General features: G+C 59.2%; 16 protein-coding genes. 13 read left to right on the top strand and 3 right to left on the bottom strand.

Going from position 1 to position 13920, the window contains the following annotated elements; all coding sequences use genetic code 11:
- Positions 1–103 precede the first annotated feature (103 nt).
- The 10 genes from KJF94_RS18100 to KJF94_RS18055 all read left to right on the top strand — a co-directional run bounded on the left by KJF94_RS18100 (position 104) and on the right by KJF94_RS18055 (position 10185).
- Positions 104–853: an electron transfer flavoprotein subunit beta/FixA family protein gene (locus KJF94_RS18100; RefSeq protein WP_214377620.1), complete on the top strand. Its 750-nt coding sequence runs from the start codon at positions 104–106 to the stop codon at positions 851–853.
- A gap of 2 nt (positions 854–855) precedes the next feature.
- The gene (locus tag KJF94_RS18095; RefSeq protein ID WP_214377619.1) at positions 856–1785 is read left to right on the top strand and encodes an electron transfer flavoprotein subunit alpha/FixB family protein; all 930 of its coding nucleotides are present in this window, start codon (positions 856–858) and stop codon (positions 1783–1785) included.
- Positions 1786–1865: 80 nt separating this feature from the next.
- Positions 1866–2693, top strand: coding sequence for a substrate-binding periplasmic protein (locus KJF94_RS18090; RefSeq protein WP_214377618.1), 828 nt, complete (start codon positions 1866–1868; stop codon positions 2691–2693).
- A 9-nt stretch (positions 2694–2702) separates the two neighbouring features.
- Positions 2703–3059: a DUF4398 domain-containing protein gene (locus KJF94_RS18085; RefSeq protein ID WP_084323007.1), complete on the top strand. Its 357-nt coding sequence runs from the start codon at positions 2703–2705 to the stop codon at positions 3057–3059.
- Entirely contained in the window at positions 3056–3868 is an 813-nt protein-coding gene (locus KJF94_RS18080; RefSeq protein ID WP_214377617.1) for an OmpA family protein, read from the top strand. Before KJF94_RS18085 ends, KJF94_RS18080 begins: the two co-directional genes overlap by 4 nt.
- Positions 3869–4080: 212 nt before the next feature.
- Positions 4081–5520 carry an aminotransferase-like domain-containing protein gene (locus tag KJF94_RS18075; protein ID WP_214377616.1) on the top strand — a complete coding sequence of 480 codons (1440 nt, stop codon included), beginning with the start codon at positions 4081–4083 and terminating at the stop codon, positions 5518–5520.
- Positions 5521–5618: 98 nt separating this feature from the next.
- Complete coding sequence (locus tag KJF94_RS18070; protein ID WP_214377615.1) at positions 5619–6092, top strand: translation initiation factor 2; 474 nt, start codon at positions 5619–5621, stop codon at positions 6090–6092.
- A gap of 165 nt (positions 6093–6257) precedes the next feature.
- Positions 6258–6512, top strand: coding sequence for a YkgJ family cysteine cluster protein (locus KJF94_RS18065; RefSeq protein ID WP_214377614.1), 255 nt, complete (start codon positions 6258–6260; stop codon positions 6510–6512).
- A gap of 41 nt (positions 6513–6553) precedes the next feature.
- Positions 6554–7159 (top strand): START domain-containing protein, encoded by a 606-nt coding sequence (locus tag KJF94_RS18060; protein ID WP_214377613.1) that lies wholly within the window; start codon positions 6554–6556, stop codon positions 7157–7159.
- A 932-nt stretch (positions 7160–8091) separates the two neighbouring features.
- Positions 8092–10185, top strand: a complete 2094-nt coding sequence (locus KJF94_RS18055) for an LTA synthase family protein (protein ID WP_214377612.1) — start codon at positions 8092–8094, stop codon at positions 10183–10185.
- 61 nt (positions 10186–10246) lie between these two features.
- Here KJF94_RS18055 and KJF94_RS18050 read toward each other — a convergent pair whose 3' ends face one another.
- Positions 10247–10405 (bottom strand): DUF3309 family protein, encoded by a 159-nt coding sequence (locus KJF94_RS18050; RefSeq protein ID WP_174602692.1) that lies wholly within the window; start codon positions 10403–10405, stop codon positions 10247–10249.
- 279 nt (positions 10406–10684) lie between these two features.
- Here KJF94_RS18050 and KJF94_RS18045 point away from each other — a divergent pair, with 279 nt between their 5' ends.
- The 3 genes from KJF94_RS18045 (at position 10685) to csrA (ending at position 12229) form a co-directional block, all read left to right on the top strand.
- Entirely contained in the window at positions 10685–11500 is an 816-nt protein-coding gene (locus tag KJF94_RS18045; protein ID WP_214377611.1) for an SDR family oxidoreductase, read from the top strand.
- A 65-nt stretch (positions 11501–11565) separates the two neighbouring features.
- On the top strand, positions 11566–11898 hold the full coding sequence (locus tag KJF94_RS18040; RefSeq protein WP_214377610.1) for a YnfA family protein: 333 nt from the start codon (positions 11566–11568) through the stop codon (positions 11896–11898).
- Between the two features lie 145 nt (positions 11899–12043).
- Complete coding sequence (gene csrA, locus KJF94_RS18035) at positions 12044–12229, top strand: carbon storage regulator CsrA (protein WP_214377609.1); 186 nt, start codon at positions 12044–12046, stop codon at positions 12227–12229.
- Positions 12230–12234: 5 nt separating this feature from the next.
- Here the strand turns inward: csrA and KJF94_RS18030 are convergent, their stop codons facing one another.
- Positions 12235–12462, bottom strand: a complete 228-nt coding sequence (locus KJF94_RS18030) for a YheU family protein (RefSeq protein WP_003199186.1) — start codon at positions 12460–12462, stop codon at positions 12235–12237.
- 210 nt (positions 12463–12672) lie between these two features.
- Complete coding sequence (locus tag KJF94_RS18025) at positions 12673–13863, bottom strand: osmoprotectant NAGGN system M42 family peptidase (protein ID WP_214377608.1); 1191 nt, start codon at positions 13861–13863, stop codon at positions 12673–12675.
- Positions 13864–13920 lie beyond the last annotated feature (57 nt).

Below are 13920 nucleotides of genomic sequence, written 5' to 3'. Positions count from 1 at the left end.
ATACGTATGCCGGCGTTTTTAGAGGTGCCCTTGCGCCCGATGAGCATCAACCGCCAGGTTCGCCTAGGCGACTTTCTTTTCACCGGAGAGTAACGAGGAATCCATGAAGGTTCTTGTAGCTGTCAAACGCGTTGTGGATTACAACGTCAAGGTTCGCGTCAAGGCGGACAATTCCGGCGTCGACCTCGCTAACGTGAAGATGTCGATGAACCCATTCTGCGAAATCGCCGTGGAAGAAGCCGTACGCCTGAAAGAGAAAGGCGTTGCGACTGAAATCGTCGTCGTTTCCGTCGGCCCGTCCGCCGCTCAAGAGCAACTGCGCACCGCGCTGGCTCTGGGTGCCGACCGCGCCATCCTCGTCGAATCCGCTGAAGATCTGACTTCCCTGGCCGTTGCCAAACTGTTGAAAGCTGTTGTCGACAAGGAACAGCCTCAGCTAGTGATCCTTGGCAAACAAGCCATCGACAGCGACAACAACCAGACTGGCCAGATGCTCGCTGCACTGAGCGGTTACGGTCAGGGCACCTTTGCTTCGAAAGTTGAAGTGTCCGGCGACAGCGTTGCCGTGACCCGCGAAATCGACGGCGGCGCGCAGACGGTTTCCCTGAAACTGCCAGCCATTGTCACCACCGATCTGCGTTTGAACGAGCCGCGTTATGCGTCCCTGCCAAACATCATGAAAGCCAAGAAGAAGCCTCTCGAAGTGCTGACTCCGGACGCTTTGGGCGTTTCCACCGCCTCCACCAACAAGACCGTGAAAGTCGAAGCGCCGGCTGCACGCAGCGCGGGTATCAAGGTCAAGTCGGTGGCTGAACTGGTCGAGAAACTGAAAAACGAAGCGAAGGTAATCTAATCATGACTATCTTGGTAATCGCTGAACACGACAACAAAGTGCTGGCCCCGGCCACGCTGAACACCGTGGCCGCTGCTGCCAAAATCGGCGGCGACATCCACGTGCTGGTTGCAGGTCAGGGCGCTGGCGCCGTGGCTGAAGCCGCTGCGAAAATCGCTGGCGTGGCTAAAGTGCTGGTGGCCGACAACGCCTCCTACGCTCACCAGTTGCCGGAAAACGTAGCGCCGCTGGTGGCCGAGCTGGGCGCTGGCTACAGCCACATCCTGGCTGCCGCGACCTCCAACGGCAAAAACATCCTGCCGCGCGTTGCCGCTCAGCTGGACGTTGACCAGATCTCCGAGATCATCTCGGTTGAAAGCGCTGATACCTTCAAGCGCCCTATCTACGCCGGCAACGCCATCGCTACCGTTCAGTCGAACGCTGCGGTCAAAGTGATCACCGTACGTGCCACCGGTTTCGACCCGGTGGCTGCTGAAGGTGGTTCGGCTGCTGTTGAAGCGGTCGCTGCTGCGCACAACGCTGGCACGTCGAGCTTCGTTGGTGAAGAACTGGCCAAGTCCGATCGTCCGGAACTGACCGCTGCCAAAATCGTCGTTTCCGGCGGTCGCGGCATGCAGAACGGCGACAACTTCAAACATCTGTACGCCCTGGCCGACAAGCTGGGCGCTGCCGTCGGTGCTTCCCGCGCCGCGGTCGACGCAGGTTTCGTACCCAACGACATGCAGGTCGGTCAGACCGGCAAGATCGTTGCTCCACAGCTGTACATCGCGGTCGGTATCTCCGGCGCGATCCAGCACCTGGCCGGCATGAAAGACTCCAAAGTGATCGTTGCGATCAACAAGGACGAAGAAGCGCCGATCTTCCAGGTGGCCGATTACGGCCTGGTGGCAGACCTGTTCGAAGCCATCCCTGAGTTCGAGAAGCTGGTCTAATCCAGCGGCTTGACCTATAAAGAGCCCGACCTTTTGGTCGGGCTTTTTTTTGTTCCGGATTTGAGTGGGAGAGTGTTGCCATGGATTTGCGCCGAGTGTTCGGTTGGTCATTGCTGCTGGGCCTGACGGTATTGCCGACACTGTCTGTTGCCGCGGGCAAGTGCGAACGCCTGGTGGTCACCGGCAGCCCGGACGCGCCGCCGTACCTGTGGCAAGATCCGCAAAACCCCAAGCACCTGATCGGCGCCAGTGCCGATTTGTTGCAGCAAGTGGCGGGGGAGTTGGGGATCAAAGTCGACATTCTTTACGCCGGCAAACGCTCCCAGGCCCTCGATGAAGTGCGCAGCGGGCGCATGGACATGCTGGCGGATGCGCCGTTGACGGTCAGCGAGCTGGAAACTCTGGATTACATCCATCCGCCGTTGCTGGAAAACGATTACCTGGTCTGGACCCGAAAAGACTCGTCTCTGGTCTACAACGAAGCACAAGACCTCCACGGTCACCCCGGCGCGTTGTCGGAAAAGTCTCGAATAACCCAGGCATTTGGTACGTTCGCCGAGCAGCAATTGACCCTCGTACGTACACCAAACCTGACCCAGGCCTTTCAGAAATTGCTCTTGGGCGAAGTGGAATTTGTCCTCGCGGGACGCTACTCCGGCATGGCAGCGGCACAAACACTGAGCATGGCCAACGATCTGGTGGCGCGCCCACAACCGGTCGATAAACCCGGCCTGTTCCTCGCGGTTTCCCATAACTCCGCCTGCAACGATCCGTGGTTGCGCGGACAGCTGGCCAAAAAGATGACAGAATTGCCCGCGTCCGGACTGACGGAAGCCGTGCTGCAACGCAACATCGAGCGTTGGAAAGCGCAGCAACAGCAACAAGCCGCCAGTACCCCAAAACAGTAGGGATTTTTAGTGAGTATTCGACCTCTTTTCGCTGCCCTGGCCGTTCTGGCTCTGGCGGGTTGTGCAGCCGATCCGGCGCCGAATGAACAAATACGCCTGACCGATCAGGCACTGATACAAGCCAAAGCCGTGGGCGCCACCGCCGACGAGGTGCCGGAGCTGAAACTGGCCGAAGACAAGTTCAGCCGTGCCCAGGGCGACATGGCGGATCAGTCCTACAAGCATGCGCGGATGCGGGCCGAACAGGCCGAGCTGGATGCGCGCCTGGCCGAAGCGAAGGTCCTGACCCTTAAGAGCGAGGAGCAGTTGAACGTGCTCAATACCCGCATCACCCGTCTGCGCAAGCAAGTGGGAGATGCCCAATGAGCCTCATGTCCAGCACCATCGGCGGATTGATCCTCGCAGGTTGCGTCAGCCTGTCTGGCTGCGCCGGTCAGCACAGCGAAACCGCATTGCAAGACGCCAGTGCCGACTTCCAGAAGGTCAAGGAAGATTCCAACGTGCTGCGTATCGCGCCGAAAGACGTGATTCGCGCTGGTGAGTCCCTGGCCCGCGCCGATCGCCTGTCCAGTTACTGGGGCAGCGGTTCGGATGTGGTCCATTACGCCTACCTGAGCCAGCGCTACAGCGAAATCGCCCGGGAGCACACCAATCAGGTGCTCAACGAAGAGCGCGCGGCGAAGCTCGAACTGGAGCGTCAGCGCCTGCAACTGGCCTTGCGCGAGTCCAAGTTGCTCAGTGTGCAGCAGCAGGGCAAGTGGCTCGAAGAACAGATTGTCGCGCTCGCAACCACCCAGACCGACCGTGGCCTGGTGATGACCTTGGGCGACGTGCTGTTCGATACCGGCGAAGCGGAGTTGAAAAACTCGGCGAACCGCGTGGTGTTGAAGATCGTGCAGTTCCTGCAGCTCAACCCCAAGCGCGTCGTACGCATCGAAGGCTACGCCGACAGCACCGGCGGCAAGCAGGAAAACCTCAAGTTGTCCCGTGACCGTGCGCAATCGGTGGCGGATGTGCTGATGGACCTGGGCATCGACGATAAACGCATCCAGGTCGAAGGGTATGGCGACGAATACCCGGTGGACGCGAACGCCTCCGAACGGGGCCGTGCGCAGAACCGGCGGGTGGAAATTGTGTTCTCCGACGAAAAAGGCCAGCTCGGCGCCGCCCGCTAAAGGCTGCGTCACTGGAAAACCCGGCCTGCTTGTCAGCGCCGGGTTTTTTTACGCCTGCTAATCGACACACGTTCTTCATAAAAAGCAGTACAGATTTTGCTGACACTGCACTGTACCGTCGACTATTGTGGCAACTGTCCCCGTACACTTCTAAACTGTTCCGGTATTGTTTCACACAAGAATAAAATGCCCGTGAAATCGAGTGCTGCGTCATGACCAATCTCTTGCTCTACCAACGTATTGCTCAGCAACTGGCCGAAGACATCCGCCGTGGTGTCTATCAACCGGGGGAGCGCGTGCCTTCGGTGCGCAAGATGAGCTCGCAGCTCAACGTCAGTCATGCCACGGTGTTGCAGGCTTATGCCAATCTCGAAGATCAGGGGCTGATCCGAGCCCGGCCGCAGTCGGGTTATTACGTGCACCAGACGCCGGCCCTGACGGCGCCGACCCCAGACATCGCCCGGGTCGAACGTCCCGGCCTGGTTACCCGCAGCAGCATCATTCAACAAGTGTTGGTCGAATCCCGTCGCGAGGGCGTGTTCCCCTTGGGCGCGGCGGTGCCGAGCGTCGATTACCTGCCGGTGCGGGCGCTGCATCAGCAATTGGCCAAGGTCACCCGTTTCCATAGTCCGCGCGCCTTCAGCTACATGTTCAGCCCCGGTTTCGAGCCGCTGCGCCGCCAGGTGGCCATTCGCATGCGCGACGCCGGTGTGGTGGTCGATCCGTCGGAAGTGGTGATCACCCACGGCTGCGTCGATGCCTTGCAGATGTCCCTGCGCGTGCTGACCCGGCCGGGCGATTTGATCGCCGCCGAGTCGCCGACCTATTACGGTTTGTTGCAATTGGCCGACCTGCTGGGCCTCAAAGTCATCGAGATTCCCAGCGATCCGGCCACTGGCATGAGCCTTGAAGCCCTGCAACTGGCGGCCAATCAATGGTCGATCAAGGCGCTGGTGCTGACCACGCGCCTGAGCAATCCGCTGGGTGGCACCATGCCCGAAGAGCGGCAGAAACAACTGCTGCGCCTCGCCTCGGATTTCGATATCCAGGTGGTCGAGGACGATATCTACGGCGAACTGATGTTCGAACAGGGCCGGACCAAGGCGCTCAAGGCCTACGACCGGCTGGACCGGGTGATCTATTGCTCAAGCTTCTCCAAGACCCTGTCGCCGGGCGTGCGGATCGGCTGGATGATCGCCGGCAAGTACCAGCAGGAAATCCAGCGCTTGCAGACCTTCAGCACGCATTCCGCTTGCAGTGTCACGCAGATGGGCATTGCGGCTTATCTGGAAAATGGCGGTTACGACCGGCATCTGCGCTACATCCGTCAGGAATATCGCAAGAACCTAAGCGCTTTCCAGCTCGCGGTGCAGCAGTATTTCCCGGAAGGCACGCAGATGACCCGTCCGACCGGCGGTTTCATTCTGTGGGTGAGCCTGCCAGGGCGGGTCAACACGCAAGAGTTGCACGTGCGTGCGTTGCAACAAGGCATCAGCATTGCGCCGGGGCTGATTTTCAGTAACACCGAGCAGTTCAATCACTGCATCCGGCTTAACTGCGGAACGCCCTGGAACCGTGAAGCCGAGCGTGCCTTGATGACCCTGGGCATGCTCGCCACGCAACTTTGCCAAGAGATGGCTGGCGGCATTTGAAAGGGCGGGCGGGTAATTCCCGCCCGAGCTTGTCATGTCGCGTCCAACAAGCGAGCATATGGCCCTCTGCCGATAGTTTCGTTAGCTGCGTTGGGTCCATGAAACCGATTTTTTCCGCCGTCTGGCTGTCGATCTGCCTGTTGATGACCTTCCAGGCGGAAAGCATCATGGCGGCTTCCGTTCAGGAAAAACCCGCTGCTGGAACGGCCTCGAAAAAAACAGCACCGGTCAAGAAAGCCGCACCGGCCAAAAAGAATGTGGCCAAGGCGAAAAAACGTCCGCCCATTGCCTCCAAATCCAAACCCGCTAGCGAGGTCGTGAAAACCCAACTGCCTTCGGTTGACCTGGATTTGAGTCTGCCCGAGGAGATGGCCGAAGAGTTAAAGCCGATCGGTACAGTCCCGTTGCCCCGGCACGACGCCGTGTTGCCGCAAATGTTCGGTGACAAGGCCGGCAGCTCTCCCTTTCAGCTCAACGGGCGACTGATCAGCAACGAAATGAAGTTGCAACTGCGTAACGAAGAGCGCCGTGACGTTGAAGGCGCCGCGCTGGAATTCGAGTTCAAACGATAATTTCTTCCCCTCCGTGACCCGTTCGCCAGACGCTTTGTCGGAGACTGGTCAGTCACGTCCGTTTGAGCGTAAAAACCCGGCCTCCGGTAATTTAAAACAACTGTTTTAGCGGTTACTCTGTGCCCCGTCCTTTAACACATCGCCCTTCGCGAGGAGCTCGTCGTCATGAAATGCCGTGAAGGCTGTGGCGCCTGTTGCATTGCCCCTTCCATCAGTTCGCCGATTCCCGGCATGCCCAATGGCAAAGCCGCCGGAGAACGTTGCGTACAACTCTCTGTCGAAAACCTGTGCAGTATTTTCGGCCAACCGGAACGTCCTGCTGTGTGTTCGGCGTTCGAAGCCGACGCCGAAGTCTGCGGAAGCAGCAGTGACGAAGCGATCAGATTGCTGGGCTGGTGGGAGCAGATGACGGCCGCGTGATGTGTTCTACGAACGGAACTTCAACAACAAGGAATAAGACTATGGGTTCGCTGCATCGTTTGGCTGTGCTGTGTGGTTTGACGGTTGTGTTGGCGACTTCCGCCGCACAGGCTGAAGACTGGAAGGTGGCGAAGAATGAAGACGGCATCAAGGTGTCCTTGAGCGAAGTGGCCGGTTCTGACTACAAGGCTTATCAGGGCGTTACCCTGATGAAAACCACCATGGCCAAACTGCGCGCACTCCAGGAAGACGTGGCGGGCGCCTGCACCTGGATTCACGAGTGCAAAATGCAGAAGCTGCTCAAGCACGAAGGCGACCAGAGCTGGACCTACACTCAGTTCAATACGCCATGGCCGGTAACTCCGCGTGATTCGGTGCTGCATATCACGACCACCGAAGGCGCCGATGGCAGCCTGACGCGCAAACTTGAAGGTGTGCCGAAGTACATTCCCGAAGAGAAAGGTTTCGTGCGGGTTACCAAGGTTGAGGGGTTCTGGAAATTGGTGCCCAAGGGTGATCAGGTTGAAGTGACTTATCAGGTTCACACTGAGCCGGGTGGGAGCATTCCGTCGATGGTGGCCAACAAGTTTGTGGTTGATGCGCCGTTTAATACTTTGAAGGCGCTGAAGGAGCGGGCTGAGAAGTAATTGCTTCGTGACGGGCGTGCATATCCGTTGCTGCGGTAACGGCAGCTATGGTTCCGCCCTTACGGCGGGTTACTTGGAAAAACGGAACGCCGCCCGGCGCAAAGTAACCAAGCGCCTGCGCCCCTGACGTACGGTGGCTCGCTTAGGCTCGCCATACCCTCGCTCCGGTCCTGCTCCGTGGGCCCGCCGCCATAGGCCATCCATGGCCGGGGGCGGCTAACCCGGCATCCCTGCCGGGTTGCCCACTGCGCAGAACCTGCGCTCGGCCTTCCGACGGGGCAGATCAAGATCAAAAGCCAGATCAAAAGCCAAAGCGAGGCGGCCTGATAGCCGACCTGATTCCGTCAGGTCATCGGTGGTGAACACCCATGTCATGCCCGCCAACAATCCCTGTGGGAGCTGGCTTGCCAGCGATGGACGCCCAAACACCGCGTTCATTCAGACAGCACGCATCATCGTTAACGACCATCGCTGGCAAGCCAGCTCCCACAGGGGAATGCGTATTTCCGAAGAGCCAGGTCGGCCCGAAGGCCGCCTCGCGGTGCTGTGGCGGTAGCCGCCCCCTCACGCCCTGAGCCTGTCCGTCAACCTGTGACTACCTCCATCGGCGCTCTTCCAAGTGACCCGCCGTAAGGGCGGAACCAATATCAGCCATCACCAAAAAAATGGATATGCCCCCAGTCAAAAGCGCCACCAGCCAGCTAATCACTGATCTTTTTTATGTTTCCGAATATACGTTGCACGAAATTTTCACAAAGTCTCCAAGACAATTCGCCCGCGCCAGCCATGCAGGTCAGTAATCAATGGCAATGCCGCGATTGATCGTGCAACATTTGCGCACCGCGCAAACCCCGGGGCCGAGAACTGGCCGAAAGAGGGCAGGGCGCAGCTGTATTTTTGAAACTTCAACTTCCAATGGGTCCTAAAACGACATGGCAATCCCGGACGCCCTGAGTCAGCAGCGATCTTCCAGTCGCCTGCTGCAACCGACCGTCAAATCGCATCTGGCCTACACGCTGCTGTGTGCCTTGGTCATGATGGTCATGTTCAGCCTGCTGCGCGTGGCGCTGCTGGTCTACAACCGCGAGATGATCCTCGACACCCCGGCCTCGACCTTTTTCGAAGCGTTCGCCAACGGCTTGCGTTTCGACCTGCGCCTGGTGGTCTACCTCAGCATTCCGCTGTTGCTGGCCCTGTTCAGCGCCCGCGCCATGGCCGCCCGCGGGTTCTTCCGCTTCTGGTTGACCATCGCTTCGAGCATCGCGTTGTTCCTCGGCCTGATGGAGATGGACTTCTACCGTGAATTCCACCAGCGCCTCAACGGCCTGGTCTTCCAGTATGTGAAGGAAGACCCGAAAACCGTGATGAGCATGCTCTGGTACGGTTTCCCGGTGGTTCGCTACCTGCTGGCCTGGGCCGTGGGCACCTTGATCCTGACCCTGGCGTTCAAGGGCGCCGACCGTGCAACCCGTCCTCGCGGTCCGTTCAGCGGCGGCAGCATCGGCACTCGCCAGATCGCCCCGTGGTACTCGCGCATCGCAGTGTTTGTGGTGTGTTTGCTGGTCTGCGTCGTCGCGGCTCGCGGCACCCTGCGCCAAGGTCCGCCACTGCGCTGGGGTGACGTCTACACCACCGACTCGAACTTCGCCAACCAGTTGGGCCTCAACGGTACTCTGTCGCTGATCGCGGCAGCCAAGAGCCGGATGTCCGAAGAACGCGACAACATCTGGAAAGCCACACTGGAGCAGCCGCTGGCGCAGCAGACCGTACGTGACATGTTGCTGACGCCCAGCGACAAACTGGTCGATCCGGAAACGGCCGCTGTTCGCCGCAACTACACCCCAAATGCCGACAAAACCCTACCGGTCAAGAACGTCGTCGTGATCCTGATGGAAAGCTTCGCCGGTCACTCGGTGGGCGCGTTGGGGCGTCCGGGCAACGTCACGCCATACTTCGACAAACTGTCGAAAGAAGGCTTGTTGTTCGACCGTTTCTTCTCCAACGGCACGCACACCCACCAGGGTATGTTCGCCACCATGGCCTGCTTCCCGAACCTGCCGGGTTTCGAATACCTGATGCAAACGCCGGAAGGCAGCCACAAGCTGTCTGGCCTGCCGCAATTGCTCAGCGCCCGTGACTACGACGATGTGTATGTCTACAACGGCGACTTCGCCTGGGACAACCAGTCGGGCTTCTTCAGCAACCAGGGCATGACCAACTTCATCGGGCGTAACGACTTCGTTAACCCGGTGTTCTCCGACCCGACCTGGGGCGTGTCCGACCAGGACATGTTCAACCGTGGCCTGGAAGAGTTGAAAGCCCGCGACGGCAAGGACAAAAAACCGTTCTATGCCTTGCTGCAAACCTTGTCCAACCACACGCCATACGCTATGCCGACACCGTTGCCGGTCGAGCGCGTGACCGACCGTGGCAGCCTCAACGAACATTTGACCGCCATGCGTTACTCCGACTGGGCGCTGGGTCAGTTCTTCGAGAAGGCGCGCAAGGAGCCTTACTTCAAGGAAACCCTGTTCGTGATCGTCGGCGACCACGGTTTCGGCAATGAACAGCAGATCACGGAAATGGATCTGGGCCGATTCAACGTACCGATGTTGTTGATCGGGCCGGGCGTCCAGGACAAGTTCGGCCAGGTCGACCACACCGTGGGCACCCAGATTGACATCGTGCCGACCATCATGGGCCGTATCGGTGGCGACGTGATTCACCAGTGCTGGGGCCGTGACTTGCTGAACCTGCCGGAAGGCGACAAGGGTTTCGGCGTGATCAAACCGTCGGGTAGCGATCAGACCGTAGCGTTGCTGACCGCAGACCGCGTGTTGGTACTGCCCAAAGAGATGCCGCCGAAGCTGTATCAATACGAACTGGGCGCCAATCCGAAAGGTGAAGTGATCCCGGAGTCGGCTGACGAAGCGGCCCTCAAGCAGAAGCTCGAGTCGTTCATCCAGACGGCGACCAAAAGCCTGATCGACAACACCGCCGGTGTGGTTGACGGCAAGCCGGACTAAGTTTTCGGCGCAATAAAAAAGAGGCCCTTGAAGGGCCTCTTTTTTTTTGCCTGTTAACTTTTTATATCTTGCCGAGTAACAGCAGGATCAACAGCACCACCAACACCACGCCGATGATACCCGACGGGCCATAACCCCAACTTCTGGAGTGTGGGAAGACCGGCAGGCCGCCTACGAGCAGGAGGATCAGAATAATGATTAAAATTGTGCCCATGTCGATTTCCTTGTTGGAAGTGTTCTGGAATTACTTGGCGTTTAACGTTCAGCTGGACTGCAAAAAACCAAGCTGCTTACAAAGTCCGACTGTCGTGATCGAAAGAAAATTCCAAGTTTTTTTAATGTTTTTCGAAGACAGGCTTATTTCGTTTTAGGGGGATTAAGTTGATCCGCCCGCTTGCGCGGTTTGCTCAGGCCATTCAGCAATCTGATGGAGCGTGGGTTGGGCGATGTCCTTCGCTACACTCGACGCAACTTCCCCGGAACAACAAGGCTGTTTGCTATGCAAAATCGCATGATGATCACTGGCGCGGGCTCGGGCCTGGGTCGCGAAATCGCGCTGCGCTGGGCGCGTGAAGGCTGGCAACTGGCCTTGTCGGATGTCAGCGAGCCCGGTCTGCAGGAAACCCTGAAGCTGGTTCGCGAAGCTGGCGGCGACGGTTTTATCCAGCGTTGCGATGTGCGTGATTACAGTCAGCTCACCGCTTTCGCCCAGGCCTGTGAAGTGAAACTCGGCGGCATCGATGTCATCGTCAACAACGCCGGCGTCGCCTCGGGCGGGTTCTTCAGCGAGCTGTCCCTTGAGGACTGGGATTGGCAGATCGCGATCAACCTGATGGGCGTGGTCAAAGGCTGCAAGGCATTCCTGCCGCTACTGGAAAAAAGCAAAGGCAAGATCATCAACATCGCGTCGATGGCCGCGTTGATGCAAGGCCCGGCCATGAGCAACTACAACGTGGCCAAGGCCGGCGTGGTGGCGTTGTCCGAAAGCCTGCTGATCGAACTGGCGCAGCAGGAAATCGGCGTGCACGTGGTGTGCCCTTCGTTCTTCCAGACCAACCTGCTGGATTCTTTCCGCGGCCCGACGCCGGCCATGAAAGCCCAGGTCGGCAAATTGCTGGAAAGCTCGCCGATCACCGCGACAGACATTGCCGACTACATCTATCAGCACGTGGCCGCCGGCGAATTCATGATCCTGCCCCACGAACAGGGCCGCATGGCGTGGGCGCTCAAGCAGAAGAATCCGCAACTGCTCTACGATGAGATGACCGTCATGGCCGATAAAATGCGCGCCAAGGCCAAACAGACTGCAGGCTGAACTTGCCCGTCGGCAACGTCGTCGTTAGGGTGGCCGCCATCGGTCATCCTCGCGAGACGTTTTGCATGCTCAATTACCTGTGGTTTTTTCTCGCCGCCCTGTTTGAAATCGCCGGCTGCTTTGCCTTCTGGATGTGGTTGCGCGAAGGTAAAAGCGTCTGGTGGGTCGTGCCGGCGTTGCTCAGCCTGACCTTGTTCGCGCTGCTGCTGACCCGTGTCGAGGCGACCTACGCCGGGCGCGCCTATGCCGCCTACGGTGGCATCTACATCATTGCGTCGATTGGCTGGCTGGCGGTGGTCGAACGGATTCGTCCGCTGGGTTCGGACTGGATTGGCGTGGCGCTGTGTGTGATTGGTGCGAGCGTCATCCTGTTCGGCCCGCGTTTTTCCGCTTCCTGACGCTTCGCTTCCAGGGTTTGTCGGACGTTTCCTAAGGAGGCGTTCGGTTGGAACTGTAGGGCGGGACTGATTTGCTCCCGCTGCATTGAAGGCCCGCCTCGCACCGGGCATCTTCAGGGTTCGATAACCCTGAAGGACGAATGCCATGCTTGTACTCAGCCGCGTTGTGGGTGAAATGATCTCCATCGGTGACACCATTTCCGTGCGCATTCTGGCCGTCAATGGAAACAGCGTGCGCTTCGGCGTCGAGGCGCCGCAGAACGTCAACGTGCACCGGGCCGAAGTCTACGAGCGCATCCAGGTCAAGCTGGCGAAAACCAAGGCACGTTGAAGGCGTCAGTCAAACAGGTGCTTGGGCACGTCGTGTTTGAGCATCAACTGGCACTGCTCGCTTTCCGGATCGAAGACAATCAGCGCCTGACCCTTGGTCAACGCCTGGCGAACCCGCAATACGCGGGTTTCCAGCGGCGTGTCATCGCCGTTGTCGGTGCCGTCACGGGTTACGAAATCTTCGATCAGGCGGGTCAGGGTGTCGACTTCAAGTTGGTCGTGGGGAATCAGCATAGGCACCTCGGCTAAACAATGGGCGCGATGCTACGGCGAATGGGCGGTTGCGGCTAGCCTGTGGTTAATGCGTTGCCTGGACTGACGCTTTCGCGGGCAAGCCTTGCTCCTACAAGTTTCGCGTCGATCACAATATCCTGGACCGACACAAAACCCGTAGGAGCAAGGCTTGCCCGCGAAGGCGTCAGACCAGACGATGAAAACCCCGGATCAGCTCTCGGACCGCTGCCCCACCAGACTATCCACCGACGGCACCCGCGTATCGCTCTCCATCTGCGTGTCATGTTCGATCTGATGACTGAACCGGTCCAGCGACCCCTTGGCCGGCTGTGCATCGCTGGCGAACACCGGTGGGCTGAGAATGTAGGCGCCGAGCAGACGGCTTAGGGCCGCGAGGCTGTCGATGTGCGTGCGTTCGTAGCCGTGAGTGGCGTCGCAGCCAAAGGCGAGCAGGGCGGTGCGGATGTCATGGCCGGCGGTGACCGCCGAATGCGCGTCGCTGAAGTAATAGCGGAACAGGTCGCGGCGCACCGGCAATTCGTTATCGCTGGCCAACCGCAGCAAGTGCCGGGACAGGTGATAGTCATAAGGCCCGCCGGAATCCTGCATCGCCACGCTGACCGCGTGTTCGCTGGAATGCTGGCCGGGGGCAACCGGCGCGATGTCGATGCCGACAAATTCGCTGACGTCCCAAGGTAACGCCGCCGCCGCGCCGCTGCCGGTTTCTTCAGTGATGGTGAACAGCGGATGGCAGTCGATCATCAGTTCTTCGCCGCTGTCGACGATGGCTTTCAACGCCGCCAGCAATGCGGCAACGCCGGCCTTGTCGTCGAGGTGACGGGCGCTGATGTGGCCGCTTTCGGTGAATTCCGGCAAGGGATCGAAAGCCACGAAATCGCCGACGCTGATCCCCAGGGAATCGCAATCGGCGCGGGTGGCGCAATAGGCGTCCAGGCGCAGTTCGACGTGATCCCAACTGATCGGCATTTCATCCACCGCGGTGTTGAACGCATGCCCGGAGGCCATCAGCGGCAACACACTGCCCCGGATGACGCCGTTGTCGGTAAACAGGCTGACGCGGCTGCCTTCGGCGAAACGGCTGGACCAGCAGCCGACCGGCGCCAGCGTCAGGCGGCCGTTGTCTTTGACGGCGCGAACGGCGGCGCCAATGGTGTCGAGGTGAGCGGAAACGGCGCGGTCCGGGCTGTTTTTCTTGCCCTTGAGCGTGGCGCGGATCGTGCCGCGGCGGGTCATCTCGAAGGGAATGCCCAATTCTTCAAGGCGCTCGGCGACATAGCGCACGATGGTGTCGGTGAACCCGGTGGGGCTGGGAATGGCGAGCATTTCCAGCAGGACTTTTTGCAGGTAGTTCAGGTCTGGTTCGGGGATTTTGCTGGTCATGGAAACTCCTGATGAGTTAAGCGCATCGATGGTTTCGATGAGGAAGAATTTTTTGGC

Origin of the sequence: Pseudomonas hormoni (assembly GCF_018502625.1) — a bacterium.
GTDB classification, from domain to species: domain Bacteria; phylum Pseudomonadota; class Gammaproteobacteria; order Pseudomonadales; family Pseudomonadaceae; genus Aquipseudomonas; species Aquipseudomonas hormoni.
This window is presented reverse-complemented; position numbering and strand designations above follow the sequence as displayed.